The sequence below is a fragment of the Streptomyces sp. NBC_00045 genome (assembly GCF_045041095.1).
Lineage (GTDB): Bacteria > Actinomycetota > Actinomycetes > Streptomycetales > Streptomycetaceae > Streptomyces.
Window position 1 is genome coordinate 2,103,261 of record NZ_CP108271.1, and the last position, 21,726, is coordinate 2,124,986.

At 71.1% G+C, this 21,726-nt stretch carries 21 protein-coding genes; 9 read left to right on the forward strand and 12 right to left on the reverse strand.

Features of this window, described 5'->3' with window-relative positions:
- Positions 1-284: 284 nt before the first annotated feature.
- Positions 285-1,010: a transglycosylase SLT domain-containing protein gene (locus OHA65_RS09955; protein WP_327282767.1), complete on the forward strand. Its 726-nt coding sequence runs from the start codon at positions 285-287 to the stop codon at positions 1,008-1,010.
- A 101-nt stretch (positions 1,011-1,111) separates the two neighbouring features.
- Here the strand turns inward: OHA65_RS09955 and OHA65_RS09960 are convergent, their stop codons facing one another.
- The gene (locus tag OHA65_RS09960) at positions 1,112-3,661 is read right to left on the reverse strand and encodes an FHA domain-containing protein (RefSeq protein ID WP_327282768.1); all 2,550 of its coding nucleotides are present in this window, start codon (positions 3,659-3,661) and stop codon (positions 1,112-1,114) included.
- Positions 3,662-3,916: 255 nt separating this feature from the next.
- Between OHA65_RS09960 and OHA65_RS09965 the strand changes: the two genes are divergently transcribed.
- Complete coding sequence (locus tag OHA65_RS09965) at positions 3,917-5,524, forward strand: streptophobe family protein (RefSeq protein WP_405761757.1); 1,608 nt, start codon at positions 3,917-3,919, stop codon at positions 5,522-5,524.
- Between the two features lie 272 nt (positions 5,525-5,796).
- Complete coding sequence (gene serB / locus OHA65_RS09970; protein ID WP_327282770.1) at positions 5,797-6,996, forward strand: phosphoserine phosphatase SerB; 1,200 nt, start codon at positions 5,797-5,799, stop codon at positions 6,994-6,996.
- A 103-nt stretch (positions 6,997-7,099) separates the two neighbouring features.
- Here serB and OHA65_RS09975 read toward each other — a convergent pair whose 3' ends face one another.
- From OHA65_RS09975 to OHA65_RS09990, 4 genes are all read right to left on the reverse strand, one after another.
- Positions 7,100-7,621 (reverse strand): histidine phosphatase family protein, encoded by a 522-nt coding sequence (locus OHA65_RS09975; RefSeq protein WP_327282771.1) that lies wholly within the window; start codon positions 7,619-7,621, stop codon positions 7,100-7,102.
- A 124-nt stretch (positions 7,622-7,745) separates the two neighbouring features.
- Positions 7,746-7,949 (reverse strand): hypothetical protein, encoded by a 204-nt coding sequence (locus tag OHA65_RS09980; RefSeq protein ID WP_371646471.1) that lies wholly within the window; start codon positions 7,947-7,949, stop codon positions 7,746-7,748.
- A 160-nt stretch (positions 7,950-8,109) separates the two neighbouring features.
- Positions 8,110-8,229, reverse strand: a complete 120-nt coding sequence (locus tag OHA65_RS09985; RefSeq protein WP_267882186.1) for an SGM_5486 family transporter-associated protein — start codon at positions 8,227-8,229, stop codon at positions 8,110-8,112.
- Positions 8,230-8,234: 5 nt separating this feature from the next.
- Complete coding sequence (locus OHA65_RS09990) at positions 8,235-9,539, reverse strand: MFS transporter (RefSeq protein WP_328762319.1); 1,305 nt, start codon at positions 9,537-9,539, stop codon at positions 8,235-8,237.
- Positions 9,540-9,610: 71 nt separating this feature from the next.
- Here OHA65_RS09990 and OHA65_RS09995 point away from each other — a divergent pair, with 71 nt between their 5' ends.
- Positions 9,611-10,282, forward strand: coding sequence for a FadR/GntR family transcriptional regulator (locus OHA65_RS09995; RefSeq protein WP_327282774.1), 672 nt, complete (start codon positions 9,611-9,613; stop codon positions 10,280-10,282).
- A 75-nt stretch (positions 10,283-10,357) separates the two neighbouring features.
- Here OHA65_RS09995 and OHA65_RS10000 read toward each other — a convergent pair whose 3' ends face one another.
- From OHA65_RS10000 to fabG, 3 genes are all read right to left on the reverse strand, one after another.
- Complete coding sequence (locus tag OHA65_RS10000; RefSeq protein ID WP_328762321.1) at positions 10,358-10,852, reverse strand: hypothetical protein; 495 nt, start codon at positions 10,850-10,852, stop codon at positions 10,358-10,360.
- Positions 10,853-11,066: 214 nt separating this feature from the next.
- Positions 11,067-11,837, reverse strand: coding sequence for an enoyl-ACP reductase FabI (fabI, locus tag OHA65_RS10005; RefSeq protein ID WP_327282776.1), 771 nt, complete (start codon positions 11,835-11,837; stop codon positions 11,067-11,069).
- Positions 11,838-11,842: 5 nt separating this feature from the next.
- Positions 11,843-12,562, reverse strand: coding sequence for a 3-oxoacyl-[acyl-carrier-protein] reductase (gene fabG, locus OHA65_RS10010; protein ID WP_030300576.1), 720 nt, complete (start codon positions 12,560-12,562; stop codon positions 11,843-11,845).
- A 185-nt stretch (positions 12,563-12,747) separates the two neighbouring features.
- Between fabG and OHA65_RS10015 the strand changes: the two genes are divergently transcribed.
- Genes OHA65_RS10015 through tyrS form a run of 3 tightly spaced genes read left to right on the forward strand, consistent with a single transcriptional unit; the run spans position 12,748 to position 16,998 of the window.
- The gene (locus OHA65_RS10015) at positions 12,748-14,271 is read left to right on the forward strand and encodes a TldD/PmbA family protein (protein ID WP_327282777.1); all 1,524 of its coding nucleotides are present in this window, start codon (positions 12,748-12,750) and stop codon (positions 14,269-14,271) included.
- Positions 14,268-15,671, forward strand: a complete 1,404-nt coding sequence (locus OHA65_RS10020; RefSeq protein ID WP_327282778.1) for a metallopeptidase TldD-related protein — start codon at positions 14,268-14,270, stop codon at positions 15,669-15,671. The genes OHA65_RS10015 and OHA65_RS10020 overlap by 4 nt, the downstream gene beginning before the upstream one ends.
- Positions 15,672-15,729: 58 nt before the next feature.
- Entirely contained in the window at positions 15,730-16,998 is a 1,269-nt protein-coding gene (tyrS, locus tag OHA65_RS10025; RefSeq protein WP_327282779.1) for a tyrosine--tRNA ligase, read from the forward strand.
- An 86-nt stretch (positions 16,999-17,084) separates the two neighbouring features.
- On the opposite strand, the gene OHA65_RS10030 is transcribed toward tyrS, so the two are convergent.
- Positions 17,085-17,363 carry a GlsB/YeaQ/YmgE family stress response membrane protein gene (locus tag OHA65_RS10030; RefSeq protein WP_327282780.1) on the reverse strand — a complete coding sequence of 93 codons (279 nt, stop codon included), beginning with the start codon at positions 17,361-17,363 and terminating at the stop codon, positions 17,085-17,087.
- Positions 17,364-17,596: 233 nt separating this feature from the next.
- On the opposite strand from OHA65_RS10030, the gene OHA65_RS10035 reads away from it, so the two are divergent.
- Both OHA65_RS10035 and OHA65_RS10040 read left to right on the forward strand, forming a co-directional pair.
- On the forward strand, positions 17,597-17,875 hold the full coding sequence (locus OHA65_RS10035) for a DUF3099 domain-containing protein (RefSeq protein ID WP_327282781.1): 279 nt from the start codon (positions 17,597-17,599) through the stop codon (positions 17,873-17,875).
- A gap of 146 nt (positions 17,876-18,021) precedes the next feature.
- A complete protein-coding gene (locus OHA65_RS10040; protein WP_328762323.1) occupies positions 18,022-18,297 on the forward strand; it encodes a hypothetical protein in 276 nt (91 codons plus the stop codon).
- 29 nt (positions 18,298-18,326) lie between these two features.
- Here the strand turns inward: OHA65_RS10040 and moaA are convergent, their stop codons facing one another.
- From moaA to OHA65_RS10055, 3 genes are all read right to left on the reverse strand, one after another.
- The gene (gene moaA, locus OHA65_RS10045) at positions 18,327-19,316 is read right to left on the reverse strand and encodes a GTP 3',8-cyclase MoaA (RefSeq protein WP_327282783.1); all 990 of its coding nucleotides are present in this window, start codon (positions 19,314-19,316) and stop codon (positions 18,327-18,329) included.
- Between the two features lie 177 nt (positions 19,317-19,493).
- Complete coding sequence (locus OHA65_RS10050; RefSeq protein ID WP_327282784.1) at positions 19,494-21,131, reverse strand: cation acetate symporter; 1,638 nt, start codon at positions 21,129-21,131, stop codon at positions 19,494-19,496.
- Complete coding sequence (locus tag OHA65_RS10055) at positions 21,128-21,493, reverse strand: DUF485 domain-containing protein (RefSeq protein ID WP_327282785.1); 366 nt, start codon at positions 21,491-21,493, stop codon at positions 21,128-21,130. Before OHA65_RS10055 ends, OHA65_RS10050 begins: the two co-directional genes overlap by 4 nt.
- Positions 21,494-21,726: the final 233 nt, after the last annotated feature.

The following is a 21,726-nucleotide window of genomic DNA, read 5'->3' on the forward strand; positions in this document are numbered from 1 at the left end:
GCGAGACCGTTACGTGGCCGATGTGAGCCCGCGCATAGGACGCAGGTCACTTACGAAGTTGCCTAGTGGATAAATAAAGGGCGTGTCAGCACTGCTGCGCCTAGCGCCGAGCCCGGAATTCCGGGCTCCGTGACGTCCCGTGATCCACTAAGCAGGATCGTACGTCACACCTTTGCCAGGCGATTTTGCCGCCGCTAAGAATTGCTCCCGTCGCACAGCGCCGCGGATCCCGGATCCGAGCGGCGCTTTCCTGCGGCTCCCGCTATTCGAAGAGGTTGCTACGCATGTCCAAGACCAGCACCCCCGGCCACAGTCGTCGTCTGACGAAGGCGCACAAGATGTCCTTCGCCGCGTTCGCCACCATCGGCGCCGCCGCCCTGGCCGCCACCGTCGTCCCCGCCGGCACCGCCGACGCCGGTACGACCGTGACCGCCGCCCCCGTGGCGTGGACCCAGGCTGTCGAGGGTGTCCAGGCCAAGACCGTGCAGCACCTCACCGCCCAGACCAAGCTGGCCACCGACGCGGCGAAGGTCGAGGCCGCCGTGAAGGCCAAGGCCGCCGCCGTCGCGAAGGCGAAGGCCGACGCCGAGGCGAAGGCCAAGGCGAAGGCCAAGGCCGAGGCCAAGGCGAAGAAGGACCGCGAGGCGAAGGCTGCTGCCAGCCGTTCCGCCGTGCGCAAGCCGGTCTACGCGAACAACCTTGACGGCTGGATCAAGGAGTCGCTGTCGATCATGAAGGCGCACAAGATTCCGGGCACCTACAACGGCCTGTACAAGAACATCATGCGCGAGTCGAGCGGCAACCCGCGGGCGATCAACAACTGGGACATCAACGCCCAGAACGGCGTGCCCTCGAAGGGTCTGCTCCAGATCATCAAGCCGACGTTCCTCGCGTACCACGTCCCCGGCACCCCGCTGGACCAGTACCACCCGGTCGCCAACATCGTCGCGTCGGCCAACTACGCCGCCGCCCGTTACGGCTCGATCGACAACGTCAACAGCGCCTACTAAGGGCCATTGGCGGAGCAACCCCCCACGCGCCTCAGGGCGGCACCCGGTATCCGGGTGCCGCCCTGAGGCGTTGGTGCGGGGTGTTCGCCGGAGCGGGCCGACTAGTTGCGCATGACCTCCGGCTCGTGGCGGCGCAGCAGCTTCTCCACGGCGAAGCCGCAGGCCACGCCGATGAGCAGCAGGATCGTGATGTTCACGCCCCACTGTGCGATGGAGTGCTCCCAGAGCGGATCGGTGTTGGTCGGGTTCTGCTGGTCCCACGGCGGCATGAGCCTGCCGAGGTCGAGCGTGGTACCGGCGGCGGCGACCGCCCAGCGCGACGGCATCAGCCAGGCGAACTGCTCCAGGCCGGGCGAGTCGTAGACCTGGAAGAGGATGCCGGTGAACACGACCTGGACGATCGCGAACATCACGAGCAGCGGCATGGTCTTCTCGGCGGTCTTCACCAGCGAGGAGATCACGAGGCCGAACATCATCGAGGTGAAGCCGAGCGCGGTGACCGACAGGCAGAGCTCGACGGCCGGCGGCATGAGCAGGCCCTCGGTGGGCAGGTCGCGCGGGGTGAAGCCGATGGCGCAGATGACCGCGCCCTGGATGGCCGTGATGAAGCCGAGGACGATCACCTTCGACATGAGGTACGCCGACCGCGACAGGCCGGTGGCGCGCTCGCGCTCGTAGATGACCCGTTCCTTGATCAACTCACGGACCGAGTTCGCGGCGCCCGAGAAGCACATGCCGACGCACAGGATCAGCATGATCGTGCCGGCGTCGCCGTTGAACCGGGACGGCGGCTTCGGCGGCGCGAGGCCGAAGGTCGCGGGGATGACCGTGGAGACCACGCCCAGGACCGCGGGCAGGATCAGCATGAGGGCCATGAAGCCCTTGTCGGACGCGATCACCGAGACGTAGCGGCGGATCAGGGTCCACAGCTGATCGCCCCAGCCCTGCGCCTTCGGCGGCATCATCTGCTGCATCGGCGGCATCGCGACCTGCTGCGGCGCGACCGCGTCGAGGTCCGCGGCGTACAGCTGGTAGTGCTGCGAACCCTTCCAGCGGCCGGCCCAGTCGTAGTCGCGGTAGTTCTCGAAGGCCGAGAAGACGTCCGCCCACGTGGTGTAGCCGAAGAAGTTCAGCGCCTCGTCCGGCGGGCCGAAGTACGCGACCGACCCGCCCGGGGCCATGACCAGCAGCTTGTCGCAAAGGGACAGCTCGGCGACGGAGTGGGTGACGACCAGGACCGTGCGGCCGTCGTCGGCGAGGCCGCGCAGCAGCTGCATGACGTCGCGGTCCATGCCCGGGTCGAGGCCGGAGGTCGGCTCGTCCAGGAAGATCAGCGAGGGCTTGGTGAGGAGCTCCAGCGCCACGGACACGCGCTTGCGCTGACCACCGGAAAGCGCGGTGATCTTCTTGTCCTTGTGGATGTCGAGCTTGAGCTCGCGCAGGACCTCGCCGATGCGGGCAGCGCGCTCGGCCTCGGCGGTGTCGCCGGGGAAGCGGAGCTTGGCCGCGTACTTGAGGGCCGTGCTGACCTTCAGCTCCTTGTGCAGGATGTCGTCCTGCGGGACCAGGCCGATGCGCTGGCGGAGCTCCGCGAACTGCTTGTACAGGTTGCGGTTGTCGTAGAGGACGTCGCCCTCGTTGGCGGGCCGGTAACCGGTCAGCGCCTTGAGCAGCGTCGACTTTCCGGAGCCGGAGGGGCCGATGACGCCGATGAGCGACTTCTCCGGGACGCCGAAGGTGACGTCCTTGAGGATCTGCTTGCCGCCGTCGACCGTCACCGTGAGGTGGCGGGCCGAGAAGGAGACGTCACCGGTGTCGACGAACTCCTCAAGCCGGTCACCGACGATCCGGAACGTCGAGTGACCGACGCCGACGATGTCGTTCGGGCCGAGCAGCGCGGTGCCGGACTTGGCCAGCGGCTGGCCGTTGACGTAGGTGCCGTTGTGGCTGCCGAGGTCGTGGATCTCGAAGCGGCCGTTGGCGGAGCGGAACTCCGCGTGGTGGCGCGAGACCTGGAGGTCCGAGACGACGAGTTCGTTCTCCAGCGCACGGCCGATCCGCATGACGCGGCCGACGGCGATCTGGTGGAACGTCGTCGGGCTGCGGTCACCGCCGTAGGCGGGACCTGCGCCCTGCGCCGGGTGCGGCGCGGCGCCGCCGCCCTGCTGCTGCGGGAAGTGCGGCTGCTGCGGCTGCTGGTGGGCGGCGGGCTGCTGCGCCTGCTGCTGCCAGGCCTGCTGCTGCGGCTGCGCGGGCGCCTGGTACGCCGGGGCGGCCTGCTGGGCCGGGGCCTGGTAGGCGGGCGCCGGGGCCTGGTACGCCGGGGCCGCCTGCTGCGGTACGGCCTGCTGCGGCGCGGCGGCGGCACTCAGATTCAGCCGCGGGCCGTCGGTGGCGTTGCCCAGGTGGACCGGCGTGCCCGGCACGAGCTCCGCCTGCTGGACCCGCGCGCCGCGCACGTAGGTGCCGTTGGTGCTGCCGTGGTCCTCGATGCCCCAACCCCGGCCGTTCCAGGCGATGGTGGCATGCCGCCACGACACCCGGGCGTCATCGATCACCACGTCTCCCTGGGGGTCACGCCCCAGCGAGTACGACCTGGACGGATCGAGCGTCCAGGTCCTTCCATTCAATTCCAGTACGAGTTCCGGCACTCCAGCCCCACTTAAGTCCCCCGAGAATCCCCCTGACGCCAGGGAGTCCGACGTCAGGGAGTCTAGGGATGGCGAACATCCGGGGGAACTATTTCAGGCCCGCGGCCACATGTGGAATCGGGGCCTTCCCACGGCGTCTACGTCTGCCCGTTGACGGGGGTGAAAGTCACCCGGAGAGTGAGATACGGGACTTCTCGCCCTGGCCGGTTCCGTCCGGCGCCGTCCCGTCCCGCTCGGCAGGCATCGGGAGCACGCATGCGCCGCATTCGTTGGGGAGACGTGCTCGTCTCGGCGATCGCCGCCGCCGGTTGGGCCTTCGTCGCCATGGCTGGGGTCGCCGCCCTGGGGCTGCGGCTGCTCGGCGCCGACGGCTGGGGGTACCCCCGGACGGAATCCGGGGGAGGCTCCCTCGTAGCGATGACGGCCGCCGTGGTGGTCCTCGCGATCGGCGGCGCGGTCACCCCGTCGGGGGACGTGACGGTCCTCGGGACCACCGGGCCGGGGTCACCGACCTCACTGGCCGTCATGCCGCTCGGGGTCGGGCTGGCCGGGGCGCTGGTCCTGGCCCGGATCTTCCTGCGCTCGCTCCGGACCGGGGCGCCGCCCGGGGAACTCGCCGCCCGCGCGGCCGCGGTGGCGGCGCTGTTCGTCGCCGCGGCGGCCGGGCTGGCCCGGGCCGGGCGCGACGTGGTCACCCTGGAGGGGACGCGGCTGCCGAGGACCCCGCCGAAGGTGGTGGTCCCCGGGATCGGCGACATCGGCGGGGTGCTCCCGGACCGCCTCGGGGACCTGATCGACACCCGGCCCCGCGTGGGGTTCTCGGTGGAGTCCGGGCCGACGCTGCTGGGCGCGGCCGTGTGGGTGTCGGCCGTACTGGCATTGGCGCTGCTGGCTTCGCGGCGCGGACCGGCAGCGTTCGCGCGGCTGCGGCCCGCGGTGTCGGCGCTGGTGGTGGCGCTGCTGGGGGCGGTGGCGGCCGGGCTGGCGGCCGCGGTGTGGGCGGCTCTGGGGGACGAACACCCGCAGCGGGTGCTGGGCGCCGCACTGCTGGGGACGCCGAACGGGGCCTGGACGGGAATGCTGCTGGGGCTGTTCGTGCCGTTCGACGGCCGGGCCACGGGCACGCCGGGCCGACTCCTGCCGGATCCGCTGGACGATCTGCTGGGGGTGTCGGCGCGGGAGCCGGTGACGGTGTCCCGGCTCGCGGAGTACGACGGCCGGGTCTGGCTGCTGGTCGCCGGGGCGGGGCTGCTGCTGCTCGGCGCCGGTGTGCTGGCTGCCGTACGCACTCCCGGGCGCGGGATCCTGGAGTGCGCCGTGCGGCTGTCGGCGGTGACCGCGGTGGCGCTGGCGGTGCTGGTGCGTCTGACGGGGCTGTCGGTGGACGCCTCACTGTCGGTGCTCGGCGTCGATGCAGTGGACGCCGCGGTGCGGCTGTGGGGCGACACGCCCTACGCGCTGCTGCTCGGGGCGGCCTGGGGTGCGGTGGCGGGCGGTGCGGGGGCCCTGGCGGCCGGTGGGCGCCGTCCGCCGCTGCCGGTGCCGACGGCTGCGCCGGGCGGAGCCGGCCGAACGGCGGGCGCGGCGGGCGCGGGCGGCGCGGCTCCCGGTGCGCCGACGGCCCCGTACCGGCCCGCGCCGGGGCGGCCGTACCCGTACGCCCGACCGGCCCCCGCGCCGGAGCCGTACCCGGACGCCGAGCCGGACGGCTCCTGGGACGTCACCATCACCTGGCTGCCCCGGAAGCCCCGCGGACGCCCGGCCCCGCCCCACCGCCCGCCGTTCACCCCGCCCCCGCCGCCTCCCCCGCCTCCCCCGCCGCGACCGCCGAAGCCCCCGCAACCCCCCGGGCCCCCGGGCTGAGGCCGCCGATCCGCCGAGCCGGGGGCGGGCGAGGCCGGGCGGGGCGAGGCCGGGCGGGGCGGGGTCGGACATATCGAACACGGTCGGCCGCCGGCCCGCCCCCAGCGCCCCGACACCCGTTCTTCGGCCCCCGTTCATCCCCCCGCCACCCGCTGTGCCGTCCCCCGGACGCCCGCGCCGGGCAGCGGCGGCACGCGCTCCGCCGGAAAATGGTTCCGGCAGGTGGGACGGGGGTCCAAGCACGGAGGGCGGGAAGATACGGTGAGGGCACCATGAGCGCTTCGCAGACCTCCGACGTCCCCACCCTCCTCGTCAAGATCTTCGGCAAGGACCGTCCCGGGATCACCGCCGGGCTGTTCGACACCCTCGCCGCCTACTCCGTCGACGTCGTCGACATCGAGCAGGTCGTCACCCGTGGCCGCATCGTCCTGTGCGCCCTCGTCACCCAACCCACCGGCGGCGCCGAGGGCGAGCTGCGGGCCACCGTCCACAGCTGGGCCGAGTCGCTCAAGATGCAGGCCGAGATCCTCTCCGGCACCGGCGACAACCGGCCGCGCGGCAGCGGCCGTTCCCACGTCACCGTCCTCGGACACCCGCTCACCGCCGAGTCCACGGCCGCCATCGCCGCCCGCATCACCGCGACCGGCGGCAACATCGACCGCATCTTCCGGCTCGCCAAGTACCCGGTCACGGCCGTCGAGTTCGCCGTCTCCGGCTGCGAGACCGAGCCGCTGCGCACCGCCCTGGCCACCGCCGCCGCGCACATCGGCGTCGACGTGGCCGTCGTCTCGGCCGGCCTGCACCGCCGGGCCCAGCGCCTGGTCGTCATGGACGTGGACTCGACCCTGATCCAGGACGAGGTCATCGAGCTGTTCGCGGCACACGCCGGCTGCGAAGCCGAGGTCGCCGAGGTGACCGAGCGGGCCATGCGCGGCGAGCTGGACTTCGAGCAGTCGCTGCACGCCCGCGTGAAGCTGCTGGCCGGGCTGGACGCCTCCGTCGTGGACAAGGTCCGCTCCGAAGTGCGGCTCACCCCGGGCGCCCGGACCCTGATCCGCACCCTCAAGCAGCTCGGCTACCAGGTGGGTGTGGTCTCCGGCGGGTTCACGCAGGTGACGGACGACCTGCAGGAACGGCTGGGCCTGGACTTCGCCTCGGCCAACACCCTTGAGATCGTCGACGGCAAGCTGACCGGCCGGGTCACCGGCGAGATCGTGGACCGGGCGGGCAAGGCCCGGCTGCTGCGCCGCTTCGCGGCCGAGGCCGGCGTACCGCTGGCCCAGACGGTGGCGATCGGCGACGGCGCCAACGACCTGGACATGCTGAACGCGGCCGGGCTGGGCGTGGCCTTCAACGCCAAGCCGGTGGTCCGCGAGGCCGCGCACACGGCGGTGAACGTGCCGTTCCTGGACGCGGTGCTGTACCTGCTCGGGGTCACCCGGGAAGAGGTCGAGGCCGCGGGCCTGACCTGAGGCGCCCGCGGACGAGGACGGGCCCCGGCGGATCGACCGCGCCGGGGCCCGTCCTCGTACCTGCGTCGTGCCTCGTACCTGCGTCGCGGCGACGTACGCCCGCTCAGTGGTCCTTGGGCGTCCAGTAGTCCAGCAGGGTGCCCACCCCGTGCTCCACGGACTTCCAGGAGCCGGTGAAGGAGACGACGGCGAAGGCCGCGGTCGGGAACCCGGTCTGGGTCATACGGGCCAGGGTGTCGCCCTCCGCGCGTCCCGAGAGGGCGTCGGCGAGGGCGTGCATGCCCGGGTTGTGGCCGATGACGAGGAGGTCCTTGACCTCGTCGGACGTCTCGTTCAGGAGGGCGATGAGCTGGCCCAGCGAGGCGTCGTACAGCCGTTCCTCGTACGAGGTCCGCGGCCGGTGCGGCATCTCCTGGACGGCGAGCTTCCAGGTCTCACGGGTGCGGGCGGCGGTGGAGCAGAGGGCCAGGTCGAAGGTGATGCCGGTCTCGGCCAGCTTCAGCCCGGCGGCCGGTGCGTCCTTGCGGCCCCGTTCCGCCAGCGGGCGGTCGTGGTCGGCCACCTGCGGCCAGTCGGCCTTGGCGTGCCGGAGGAGGACGATCCTGCGGGGTGTGTCGGCGCTCATGGCTCCCAGCTTCGCACGAATCGGGCCATGGAGCGCAGGGTGTTGGGGCGCTCGGCGGCGCGTGCGGGGCGGCCCCCGGCGCGCATCGGCCCGTGCGCGCTCGGGGGCCCGCGCAGGTGCCCGGTCAGCCGACGACGCGCAGGATCTGTTCGGTGACCTGGAGGATGGCGGTGGCCTCTCCGGTGGCGGCATGGGCCTCGCCGGAGCCGGCGAGCAGCATCAGCAGGAGGCCGAAGGCGAGCGCGGGAAGGGCCAGCGCCCACCAGTGCAGCCGGGCGCTCGCGCCGTGCTGTCGGGGACCGGGGCCGCGGACGTGCGGGGATGTCATGGGGGCCGACATGGCCGCCTCCGTGGGTGCGGGGTGGGACTGGCTCGCTCTCTTCGAATCTATGGATCCGAAGACGCGCTGCCCATCCGGGGCACACCCCAGTCGACCCTGAACCTGACCCCCTAGGGGTTGGGGGGTTATCCCCACCCGGGGGCCGCCGTCAGGGGGAGACGACGGTCGCGATGACGGAGATGATCACGGTCACGACGAGCATCGCGCCCAGCACCATGCCGAGCTTCTTGTGACTGTTCTGCGGGTTCGGTTCGAGTACGGGCGACATGCCGCTCAGTCTCGCATGCCGCATTCGTCCTCGATCGTGCGGTCCCGGCCGGCCAGGACGCCCAGCACGATCTGCGGGACCAGTAGGCCCGTCATGACGGTCAGGGGCAGGTCCCAGCCGCCACTGTGCTGGTAGAGCGCGCCGACGAGGAGCGGCCCGGGGATGGAGATCAGGTAGCCGACGCTCTGCGCGAAGGCGGACAGCTTGACGACACCGGCCGGCGACTTGGCGCGCAGCCCGATCATCGTGATGACGAGGGGGAACGCGCAGTTGGAGACGCCGAGCAGGAGGGCCCAGGCCCAGGCTCCGGCGGCGGGGGCGAAGTGGAGGCCGCTGTATCCGACGACGCCGAAGACGCCGAGGGTGACGGCGATGGCCCCCTGGTTCCGCATCCGTCCGGCCAGGTTGGGGATGACGAAGGCGAGCGGTACGCCCATGACCATGGTGACGGCGAGCAGGATGCCGGCGGTGCCGGCGGAGACCCCGGCGTCGCGGAAGATCTGCGGGAGCCAGCCCATGGTGATGTACGCGCCGGTGGCTTGCAGACCGAAGTAGCAGGCCAGGGCCCAGGCGGTACGGCTGCGGACGATCTTCGGACCCTCGTCGGCCCGTACGTCCGCGGCGGGCCCGGAGGCGGCCCGCCTCTCCCGCCGGACGGCCGCCGTGACGGGCAGCCAGGGCAGTACGGCGGCCACCGCCAGCACGGCCCAGACCAGCAGGCCCGTGCGCCAGCTGCCGCCGAGGGCGGAGGTCATGGGGACGGTCACGGCGGCGGCGAGCGAGGTGCCGATGGCCAGGGCCATGGAGTACAGGCCCGTCATGGTGCCCACGCGGTCCGGGAACCAGCGCTTGACGATGACCGGGAGCAGCACGTTGGTCAGGGCTATGCCCGCCAGGGACAGGGCGCTGGCGGCGAGGAACCCGACGGCGTTGTCGGTGAAGGGCCGGATCAGCAGGCCGGCCGCGACGGCGACCATGCCGGCGCAGACGACGGCGGCGGGGCCGAAGCGGCGGGAGAGCCGGGGTGCGGTGACGCCGAAGACGGCGAAGCAGAGCGCGGGGACGGAGGTGATCAGTCCGGCGACGGTGCCGCTCATGCCGAGACCCGTGCGGACCTCCTCGAAGAGGGCGCCGAGGCTGGTGATGGCGGGCCGCAGGTTGAGGGCGGCCAGCACGATGCCGACGATGAGGACCGGGCCGAGCCAGGTGGGCTGCGGTCGCGGGTTCGCGGGGGTGGTGGAGCGGGGCTGGGCGGGTACCGTGCGCGCGGCCAGGGGCCGGTTCAGGGTGCGGATGTCTTCGTCGGGCATAGCGCCATCATAGAATCATAGGATGATTGACTGTCACCCCCTAGGCTGAACCCCGAGAGGACCCCGCCCGCATGCCGTTGACCTCACCCCGGCGCTCCGCGCTCGTCGACCAGGTGATCGCCCAGCTCAGGAACCAGATCACGTCCGGCGAATGGCCGGTCGGATCCCGCATCCCCACGGAGCCGGAACTGGTCGAGCTGCTGGGCGTCGCCCGCAACACCGTGCGGGAGGCCGTCCGGGCCCTCGCGCACAACGGGCTCCTGGACATCCGGCAGGGCTCCGGGACGTACGTCATCGCCACCAGCGAGCTGGCCGGCGTGATGCACCGCCGCTTCGCGGGCGCCGACCCGCGGCACATCGCGGAGCTCCGCTCGACGCTGGAGTCCTCCGCGGCCCGACTGGCGGCCGAGCGGCGCACCGAGCGGGACCTGGTCCAGCTGGACGCGCTGCTGGCGCGGCGCGAGGAGGCCTGGGAGAGCGGGGACGCGGAGCGGTTCGTGGCCGCGGACGTGGCGCTGCACATGGCGGTGGTGGCCGCCTCGCACAACGAGGTGCTGATCGAGCTCTACGCGGACCTCGGCGACCTGGTGGCCGACTGGCTGCGCACGGACGTGGGCACGGAGCTGGATCCGGCGGCGCACCTGGACCACGCACGGCTGATCGAGGCGGTCCGGCGCGGGGACGGGGACGCGGCGGCCTCGGAGGCTGCGGGCTACCCGTTCGCGTGCCTGGGCAAGAAGTAGTGCGCGACAGGAGGCGGCGGCGCGGCAGGACACGGCGGCGCGCCGTCCGGCGACCGGGAGGTGCGGCCGTCCCGGTCACGGCCGTTGGTGGGTGACCCAGGCCGAGCGGACCTCCTTCCAGCAGCGGCTGGTGAGCTCGATCCGTCCGGCCGGCCCGACGGCGGTCGCGGCGCTGTCCGCGTCCACGTCCCACCAGCGGTCGCATTCCACGTGCAGGCGCAGGAGGTCGGTCTCCGGATAGGCGTTGTGGCAGGTGGCCGTCACCTGCGAGCCCTCGATCACGGTGTCGCAGTCGGCGCCGAACAGCTCCGCTCCGGCCGGCGGGGCGGTCCGTACGGGCGGCTCGGCGGAGATCTCGTCGAGGTCCACGACGGCCCGGTCCGGGGCCCGGTCCGGGGCCTGTTCCACGGCTTGGTCCGCGGCCTGTTCCACGACGGCGGGGGCCACCGCCTCGGGCCCGGGCACCGGTTCGCCCCCGTCGGGCTGCGCGACGGCCCCCGGGACCAGGAACCCCGTCAGGACCACCGAGGTGACCAGCAGCGATACCGCTCGGCTCCGCCTCGCGCGCACTCCTGCACCTCCGCCCCGCACGCGCCGGGAAGATCCCGACTCGGCCAGTTTGCAGGCATCCGTCCAGGTTTTCGACTCGGGAAGATCCGGTCGGAGGGCGAAAATCTGATCGAGCGAGCCGCCGGGATCCCCGCCCCCACGGGCACGTACGGCGGCGGCCGCGCCCCCCGGGAGGGAGACGCGGCCGCCGCCGTACGGACGTACGCGTGTGCGCTCAGGCACCCATCGCGTGCAGGCCGCCGTCCACGTGGACGATCTCGCCGGTGGTCTTCGGGAACCAGTCCGACAGCAGGGCCACGACGCCCCGGCCGGTCGGCTCCGGGTCGCTCATGTCCCACTCCAGCATGGAGCGGTGGTTCCAGGTGTCCGCCAGGTCCGAGAAGCCCGGGATGGACTTCGCGGCCATCGAGCCGAGCGGCCCGGCCGAGACCAGGTTGCAGCGGATGTTCTCCTTGCCCAGGTCGCGGGCGAGGTAGCGGCTGGTGGCCTCCAGGGCGGCCTTGGCCGGGCCCATCCAGTCGTACTGCGGCCAGGCGAACTGCGCGTCGAAGGTGAGGCCGACGATGGCCGCGCCCTCCGCCGGGAACAGCGGCTTGCACGCCATGGTCAGCGACTTCAGCGAGAACGCCGAGACGTGCATGGCGGTCGCGACCGACTCGAACGGGGTGTTCAGGAAGTTGCCGCCGAGGGCGTCCTGCGGGGCGAAGCCGATCGAGTGCACGACGCCGTCGAGGCCGCCGAGCTCGTCGCGGACGAGGCCCTCCAGGCGGGCCAGGTGCTCGTCGTTGGTGACGTCGAGCTCGATCACCTTGACCGGCTTGGGCAGCTTCTTGGCGATGCGCTCGGTCAGCGACGGGCGCGGCCACGCGGTGAGGATGACCTCGGCGCCCTGCTCCTGAGCCAGCTTTGCGGCGTGGAAGGCGATGGACGACTCCATCAGCACCCCGGTGATGAGGATGCGCTTGCCGTCGAGAATTCCGCTCATGGTGATCAGTGACCCATGCCCAATCCGCCGTCAACGGGAATGACGGCTCCTGTGATGTACGCGGCGTCGTCGGACGCCAGGAAGCTCACGGCTGCCGCGATCTCCTCGGGCTGCGCGTAGCGGCCCAGGGGCACCTGGCCGACGATGCCCGCGCGCTGCTCGTCGGTGAGCACCTTCGTCATGTCGGTGTCCACGAAACCGGGGGCCACGACGTTGAAGGTGATGTTGCGCGAGCCGAGCTCACGGGCGAGCGAGCGGGCGAAGCCGACCAGCGCCGCCTTGGAGGCGGCGTAGTTGGCCTGTCCGGCCGAACCCAGCAGGCCGACGACCGAGGAGATCAGGACGACGCGGCCCTTCTTGGCACGGAGCATGCCACGGTTCGCGCGCTTGACCACCCGGAACGTGCCGGTGAGGTTGGTGTCGACGACGGACGCGAAGTCCTCCTCGGACATGCGCATGAGCAGCGTGTCCTTGGTGATGCCGGCGTTGGCCACCAGCACCTCGACCGCTCCGTGCGCGTCCTCGATCTCCTTGTAGGCCTGCTCCACCTGCTCCGAGTCGGTGATGTCGCAGCGGACCGCCAGGACGCCGAGCGCGGTGAGCTCCTGCGGCGGCTCACCCGACCGGTACGTGATCGCGACCTTGTCGCCGGCCTGCGCGAAGGCTCGGGCGATGGCGAGGCCGATGCCCCGGTTTCCTCCGGTGACGAGAACCGAGCGGCTCAACGGATCACCCTTTCGACTAGCGGTCTGAGTAACCAAAAACCTATAGGCCAGGTACCCCGTGCGCAGAATCGATCTCCCACAGGGCCTTGCGACGGGCTCTGTCGAGTCCCTACAGAAAGATGTAGGCACAAGCGCCCCGAGCGCGACATGATCGAGGCGACCGGCCCCGACCCCGGGAGGACTTCGTGCCCCATTCCATCGACGCGGCCTTCACCGCGCTGCCCTTGCGGGCGCTCGCCGACGCGGCGCTCGCCCGGGCCCGCGCGCTGGGCTCCGACCATGCCGACTTCCGGCTCGAACGGATCCGCAGCGCCTCCTGGCGACTCCGGGACGCCAAGCCGTCCGGCAGTTCCGACACCACCGACCTCGGGTACGCGGTCCGGGTGGTGCACGGGGGCAGCTGGGGGTTCGCCTCCGGTGTGGACCTGACCATGGACGGTGCCGCCAAGGTGGCCTCGCAGGCCGTGGCCATGGCCAAGCTGTCCGCCCAGGTCATCAAGGCCGCCGGTTCGAACGAGCGGGTCGAGCTCGCCGACGAGCCGGTGCACGCCGACAAGACGTGGATCTCCGCGTACGAGGTGAACCCGTTCGAGGTCCCGGACGCGGAGAAGGCGGCCCTGCTCGCCGACTGGAGCTCCCGCCTGCTGGCCGCCGACGGGGTCGCGCACGTCGACGCCTCGCTGCTCGCCGTCCACGAGAACAAGTTCTACGCCGACACCGCGGGCACCGTGACCACGCAGCAGCGCGTGCGGATCCACCCGCAGCTGACCGCGGTGGCCGTGGACGCCACCACCGGCGAGTTCGACTCGATGCGCACCATCGCCCCGCCGGCCGGCCGCGGCTGGGAGTACCTGACCGGCACCGGTTGGGACTGGAACACCGAGCTGGAGCAGATCCCCGGGCTGCTCGCCGAGAAGATGCGGGCGCCGAGCGTCGAGGCCGGGCGCTACGACCTGGTCGTGGACCCGTCCAACCTGTGGCTCACCATCCACGAGTCCATCGGTCACGCCACCGAGCTCGACCGGGCGCTGGGCTACGAGGCCGCGTACGCGGGGACCTCCTTCGCCACCTTCGACCAGCTCGGCAAGCTCAAGTACGGCTCCCCGGTCATGAACGTGACCGGCGACCGCACCGCCGAGCACGGGCTCGCCACCATCGGCTTCGACGACGAGGGCGTCCAGGCGCAGAGCTGGGACCTCGTCAAGGACGGCACCCTGGTCGGCTACCAGCTCGACCGGCGGATCGCGAAGCTCACCGACCTCGGCCGCTCCAACGGCTGCGCCTTCGCCGACTCCCCCGGGCACGTGCCCGTCCAGCGGATGGCGAACGTCTCGCTCCGGCCGGATCCGGGCGGGCTGTCCACCGAGGACCTGATCGGCGGGGTGGAGCGCGGCATCTACGTCGTCGGCGACCGCTCCTGGTCGATCGACATGCAGCGCTACAACTTCCAGTTCACCGGGCAGCGGTTCTTCCGGATCGAGAACGGCAGGCTGGCCGGGCAGCTGCGCGACGTCGCCTACCAGGCCACGACCACCGACTTCTGGGGCTCCATGGAGAAGGTCGGCGGCCCGCAGACGTACGTGCTGGGCGGCGCCTTCAACTGCGGCAAGGCCCAGCCGGGGCAGGTCGCGGCGGTCTCGCACGGCTGCCCGTCCGCGCTGTTCCGCGACGTGAACATCTTGAACACCACGCAGGAGGCCGGCCGATGAGCACGCTTTCGAACGGACGCAGCAAGCCCCACGAGATCGTCGAGCGGGCGCTGGAGCTGTCCACCGCCGACGGCTGCGTCGTCATCGCCGACGAGGAGTCGACGGCCAACCTGCGCTGGGCGGGCAACGCGCTCACCACCAACGGCGTGACCCGCGGCCGGACCCTGACGGTCATCGCCACGGTCGACGGCAAGGAGGGCACGGCCTCGGGGGTCGTATCGCGCTCCGCCGTCACCGCGGACGACCTGGAGCCGCTGGTCCGCGCCGCCGAGGCCGCCGCGCGGAGCGCCGGCCCCGCGGAGGACGCCCGGCCGCTGGTCACCGGGACGCCGTCCTCGCCCGACTTCGCGGACGCCCCGGCCGAGACCTCCTCGGCCGTGTTCGCGGACTTCGCCCCGGCCCTCGGCGAGGCCTTCGCCCGGGCCCGTGCGGGCGGCCGGGAGCTGTACGGCTTCGCCAACCACGAGCTGGTCTCCACGTACGTCGGCACCTCGACGGGCCTGCGGCTGCGTCACGACCAGCCGAACGGCACCCTGGAGCTCAACGCCAAGTCCCCCGACCGGCAGCGCTCGGCCTGGACCGGCCGCTCCACCCGGGACTTCAAGGACGTGGACCCGACCGTGCTGGACGCCGAGCTCGCGGTACGACTGGGCTGGGCGGAGCGGAAGATCGACCTGCCCGCGGGCCGGTACGAGACCCTGCTGCCCCCGACGGCGGTCGCCGACCTGTTGATCTACCAGATGTGGTCCGCGTCGGCCCGGGACGCGGTCGAGGGCCGCACGGTGTTCTCCAAGCCCGGCGGCGGCACCCGGCTCGGCGAGAAGCTGTCCGAGCTGCCGCTGACCCTGCGCAGCGACCCGAACGCGCCGGGCCTGGAGTCCGCTCCGTTCGTGATCGCGCACAGCTCGGGCGACGATGCCTCGGTCTTCGACAACGGCCTGCCGGTCCCGGCGACGGAGTGGCTGCGCGAGGGCGAACTGGCACGGCTGACCACGACCCGGCACAGCGCGGCCATGACCGGCATGCCGGTCTCGCCGGGCTTCGGGAACCTGATCCTGGAGGGCGGCGGCGACAAGTCGCTGGAGGAGATGGTGGCCGACACCGAGCGGGGTCTGCTGCTGACCTGCCTCTGGTACATCCGCGAGGTGGACCCGGCGACGCTGCTGCTGACGGGGCTGACCCGGGACGGCGTCTACCTGGTGGAGAACGGCCAGGTCGTCGGCGAGGTGAACAACTTCCGGTTCAACGAATCGCCGGTGGACCTGCTGTCGCGGGCCGTGGAGGCGGGCCGGACCGAAAAGACCCTGCCGCGCGAGTGGAGCGACTGGTTCACCCGGGCCGCGATGCCCGCTCTGCGGATCCCGGACTTCAACATGAGCTCGGTCAGCAGGGGCGTCTGATCCACCTAGACTGGTCATCGGGCGTGACGCAATCATCATCTGAAGGAGTCGAGAGACCTTGACGGACATCGTCGACGAGCTGAAGTGGCGTGGGCTCTTCGCCCAGTCCACCGACGAAGAAGCGCTGCGCAAGGCCTTCGCGGACGGTCCGGTCACCTTCTATTGCGGCTTCGACCCGACGGCGGCGTCCCTGCACGTGGGACACCTGGTACAGGTGCTGACCGTACGGCGGCTCCAGCAGGCCGGACACCGGCCGCTGGCGCTGGTCGGCGGGGCCACCGGTCAGATCGGCGACCCGCGGCCGACCGCCGAGCGAACGCTGAACGACCCGGAGACCGTAGCCAACTGGGTGGGCCGGCTGCGGTCCCAGATCGAGCCGTACCTGTCCTTCGAGGGCGAGAACGCGGCCGTCATGGTGAACAACCTGGACTGGACGGCGGGCATGTCCGCCATCGAGTTCCTGCGGGACATCGGCAAGCACTTCCGCGTCAACAAGATGCTGACGAAGGACTCGGTCGCCAAGCGCCTGGAGTCCGACCAGGGCATCAGCTACACCGAGTTCAGCTACCAGCTGCTCCAGGGCATGGACTTCCTGGAGCTGTACCGGCGCTACGGCTGCACCCTCCAGCAGGGCGGGTCCGACCAGTGGGGCAACCTCACGGCCGGCCTCGACCTGATCCACCGCCTGGAGCCGCACGCCGAGGTGCACGCGCTGGCGACCCCGCTGATGGTCAAGGCCGACGGCACCAAGTTCGGCAAGACCGAGGGCGGGGCCGTCTGGCTGGACCCGGAGATGACCACCCCGTACGCCTTCTACCAGTTCTGGCTGAACGTGGACGACCGGGACATCTCCACCTACATGCGGATCCTGTCCTTCAAGTCCCGCACGGAGCTGGAAGAGCTGGAGGCGCAGACCGCGGAGCGTCCGCAGGCGCGCGCCGCCCAGCGGGCGCTGGCGGAGGAGCTGACCACCCTGGTGCACGGCGCCGACCAGTGCGCCGCCGTGATCGCGGCGTCGAAGGCGCTGTTCGGCCAGGGCGAGCTCGCGGACTTGGACGAGGCCACGCTGGCCGCCGCCCTGTCCGAGCTGCCGCGCGCCGAGGTCACCGAGCTCGGCCTGGTGGTGGACCTGCTCGCGGAGACCGGGCTGGTGGCGAGCAAGTCGGCCGGTCGCCGGACGGTGAAGGAGGGCGGCGCCTACGTGAACAACGTGAAGGTCACCGCCGAGGACGCGGTCCCCGCCAAGGAGGAGCTGCTGCACGGGCGCTGGCTGGTGCTGCGCCGCGGCAAGAAGAACCTGGCGGCGGTCGAGGTCACGGGCGCCTGAGGGCCACGGCCGACGGCTTGACGGCTGAGCGCGGCGGAGGGGCCGGTGCGGACGGATGTCCGGCCGGCCCCTCCGTCATGCCGCCCTCAGATCGTCTGCTTCTTCCCGCCCCGCAGCGACATGTAGATCATCTCGCCGAGGCCCACGATCAGGACGGCTCCGGCGAGCTCCAGCAGGTGCCGGGTCCAGTCGATGCCCTTGGTGTCCCCGACGCCGATCCAGTGCGCGACGGCGTTGCCGAGGATCGCACCGACGATGCCGAAGAGGGTGGTCAGCCAGAGGGGCTGGTGCTGTTTGCCCGGCAGGATCGCCCGGGCTATGAGGCCCAGCACGAAACCGACGATGATCGCCCACAACCATTGCATGTCGAGCCTCCTCGTGGCGCGTTGTGCGCATGTGGGCCCAGTTTCGACCCGTACGGCCTACTGCGCATTTCGGACGCCCCCGTTCGGGGGACACCCCCTCTCCTCGTCACGGAACGGGCGGCGTACGGTGGAGAGGTCCGGACCGGGGAGCGTCCGGCAGGCGAATCGGGCGGTGGAGCGTGGAGCGGAAGAAGCGGAACGGAGCCGAGGTCTTCCGGATCACCGGAGCCCGGATGGGCCTCGACGAGGACGTGCGGGGACGCCAGCGCCGGTACGTCATCTCGATGGCGATCAGGACGCTGTCGGTGGTGGCGACGGTGGTCCTGTGGAACGTGGAACGTCACGTGGCGATCGTGACGCTCATCGCGGGCGCGCTGCTACCGTACGTGGCCGTGGTCATCGCCAACGCGGGGCGCGAATCGACCCCCTCACTGCCCTCGCACTTCATCCCCTCACCTGTGCGTCCGGCACTGAACACGGGAAACCTCAAGAAAACCTCAGATCAATCATGAAGTTCCGGTGCACTGCACCGGGTCCTGCGTGACATACTGCCTACGCGCTCCGCATCCCCCGTCGGAGCGACGGACCGACGCCGGGCAGCTCCCCCCGTGGCTGCCCGGCGTCGCCTTTCCGTGGCAGGGGTTTGTAGGGTTGAGGCGTGAACTCCCCTGACTCCCCCGATGCTCCCGACGCCGCTCGTTCCCCCGGGTCCGCCGAGGCGCCCGCCTGCTCGGCGAAGGGCTGCCGCGATGCGGCCGTCTGGGTCCTTGTGTGGAACAACCCGAAGCTGCACGCGCCGGAGCGCCGCAAGACCTGGCTGGCGTGCGAGGAGCACCGCGAACACCTGTCCCAGTTCCTGGGGGTCCGCGGCTTCCTCAAGGACGTCGTGAAGCTGGACGAATGGGTCCAGCCGGAGGGCTCGGAGCGCCGCTAGGCGCCGGAGCGGCGGTCGCCGATCGGCCGTCAGCCGCCGATCGCGGACATCGGGCGGTCGGGCTGGAGGAAGGACGGGTCGTCGAGTCCGGACCCGGCCTTCTTGCCCCACATCGCCACCTTCCACAGGCGGGCGATCTCCTCGTCCGGAGCGCCGGAGCGCAGGGCTCCGCGCAGGTCCGACTCCTCGGTGGCGAACAGGCAGGTACGGACCTGGCCGTCCGCGGTGAGCCGGGTGCGGTCGCAGGCGCCGCAGAAGGGTCTGGTGACCGAGGCGATCACGCCGACGGTGGCCGGGCCGTCGTCGACCAGCCAGCGCTCCGCCGGGGCGGATCCGCGTTCTTCGGCGCCTTCCTCGGCGAGCGTGAAGCGGGTGCGCAGCGACGCGAGGATGTCCCCGGCGGTGATCATGCCGTCGCGCTTCCAGCCGTGCTGGGCATCGAGCGGCATCTGCTCGATGAAGCGAAGTTCGTACTCGTTCTCGACGGCCCAGGCGAGCAGGTCGGGGGCCTCGTCGTCGTTCAGGCCCGGCATCAGGACGGCGTTGACCTTGACGGGGGTCAGGCCGGCCTCGCGGGCCGCGGCCATGCCGTCGATGACGTCGTGGTGCCGGTCGCGCCGGGTGAGGGTCTTGAAGACCTCGGGCCGCAGCGTGTCCAACGAAACGTTTACCCGGTCCAGGCCCGCGGCCTTGAGCGCCTGTGCGGTGCGCTTGAGGCCTATGCCGTTGGTGGTCAGGGACATCTTGGGGCGGGGCTCCAAGGCCGCGCACTGTTCGACGATCCCGACCAGGCCGGGGCGCAGCAGCGGCTCCCCGCCGGTGAAGCGGACTTCGGTGATGCCCAGCTGTGTGACGGCGATGCGGATCAGCCGGACGATCTCCTCGTCACTCAGCAGATCCGATTTCCCGAGCCACTGCAGGCCCTCCTCGGGCATGCAGTACGTACAGCGCAGATTGCACCGGTCGGTGAGCGAGACGCGCAGGTCAGTGGCCACGCGGCCGTAGGTGTCGAGAAGCATTTCGGGCCCCCTCCCCAGTCCGGTCCATAGAGGTTTGCGCCACTTTGAATAAATGCCTGGCGCTGTATTCGAGCCTACGCGACGGCCGTGACTCCTCGGGATGCCCAAATGAACGAGACACGGCGTGGCCGCGTCGTAGAGAAGTACGACGCGGCCACGTTCCGTGTGTGGAGTATTTCAGTGCGCGCCCGTTCCCGTGAGGGAGCGGACCTCAAGTTCCGCGAACTTCTTGGGGTCGGCCTCCTCCTTGGACAGGAGGGTTCCCAGCCAGCCCAGCAGGAAGCCGAGCGGGATCGAGACGATGCCCGGGTTCTCCAGGGGGAACCAGTAGAAGTCGGCGTCCTTGAACATCGAGGTGGGCTTTCCGGAGACGACCGGGGAGAACAGCACCAGGACGACCGCGGAGACGAGGCCTCCGTAGATGGACCACAGTGCGCCCCGGGTGGTGAAGCGCTTCCAGAAGAGGCTGTAGAGGATCGTCGGCAGGTTCGCGGAGGCGGCGACCGCGAAGGCGAGGGCGACGAGCCCGGCGACGTTGAGGTCGCGGGCCAGGGCGCCGAGGCCGATGGCGACGGCGCCGATCACGACGGTGGACCAGCGGGCCGCCCGGACCTCCTCCTTCTCGGTGGCATTGCCCTTGCGGATCACGTTGACGTACAGGTCGTGGGCGAAGGACGACGACGAGGCGAGGGTGAGCCCGGCCACCACCGCGAGGATGGTGGCGAACGCGACCGCGGAGATCACGGCGAGCAGGACCGCGCCGCCCGTGGAGCCGGCTCCGCCGCCGACCTCCTGGGCGAGCAGCGGGGCGGCGGTGTTGCCGGCCTTGTTGGAGGCGAGGATGTCGGTCCGCTTGAGCAGGGCGGCGGCGCCGAAGCCGAGGGCGATGGTCATCAGGTAGAAGGCGCCGATGATGCCGATGGCCCAGTTCACGGACTTGCGGGCGGCCTTGGCCGTGGGCACCGTGTAGAAGCGGATCAGGATGTGCGGCAGGCCGGCGGTGCCGAGGACCAGTGCGATGCCGAGCGAGATGAAGTCCAGCTTGGTCGTCGAGTCCTTGCCGTACTTGAGGCCGGGCTCCAGGAACTTGGCGCCCTGGCCGCTGTTCTCGGCCGCCTTGCCCAGCAGGTCGGAGATGTTGAAGTTGAACTTCAACAGCACCAGGAAGGTGATGAGCAGGGTGCCCGCGATGAGCAGGACCGCCTTGATCATCTGGACCCAGGTGGTGCCCTTCATGCCGCCGATGGTGACGTAGAGGATCATCAGCACGCCGACCAGCGCGACGACGGCGACCTTGCCGCCGTCGCTCGTGATGCCGAGGAGCAGCGAGACGAGCACGCCGGCGCCCGCCATCTGGGCGAGCAGATAGAAGATCGAGACCACGATGGTGGAGGTGCCGGCGGCGGTACGGACGGGCCGCTGGCGCATCCGGAACGCGAGGACGTCGCCCATCGTGTAGCGGCCGGAGTTGCGCAGCGGCTCGGCGACGAGCAGCAGGGCGACCAGCCAGGCCACGAGGAAGCCGATGGAGTAGAGGAAGCCGTCGTACCCGAAGAGCGCGATGGCGCCGGCGATGCCGAGGAAGGACGCGGCGGACATGTAGTCGCCGGAGATGGCCAGGCCGTTCTGGAAGCCGGTGAACTGGCGGCCGCCCGCGTAGAAGTCGGCGGCGTCCTTGGTCTGGCGGCCGGCCCAGATCGTGATGACGAGGGTGGCGACGACGAACAGCCCGAACAGGGTCATGATCAGCGGCCGGTGCTCGGTGGCCCCGGCGGCGAAGTCCGCCGCGAGGGGGAGCGCGAGGGTGTCGCTCATTCGCCGGCCTCCATCCGCGCCTTGATCGCCGCGGCCTTGGGGTCGAGCTTCGCGGCGGCGTGCCGGGAGTACAGGTACGCGATGAGGAAGGTCGTCGCGAACTGGGCGAGGCCGAACACGAGGGCGACGTTGACGTTGCCGAAGAGCTTGGTCCCCATGAACCCGCCGGCGTAGTTGGACAGCAGGACGTAGAGCAGGTACCAGGCGATGAAGGCCACGGTGAGAGGGAAGGCGAAGGAGCGGTAGGAAGTGCGCAGTTCGGCGAATTCGGCGCTCTGCTGGACGCTTTCGAACTCTTCGGCCGTGGGGCTCGCCGCGGGCGTTACCGCGCTGCCGTGCGGCGGCGCTGCTTCGGTGGTCACGGGGGGCTCTCCTTGTGACGCGGGTGCGGTGGGGACGACGGACAAAACAACCTCCGTGTGGGGGGGGACGGTGGCGCTGATCCCCCCTTGTCAACGGCACGTACGGCGCGTCGGGACGGTTCAACACCCGCTGATACTTGGGAAATTGATTTGTCGAACTGATGGCGGAGTGGCGAACGGCGGCACTAGGTTCACCTGTCATGAACCCGTCGTCCTGCGCGACCGCGCGCGGA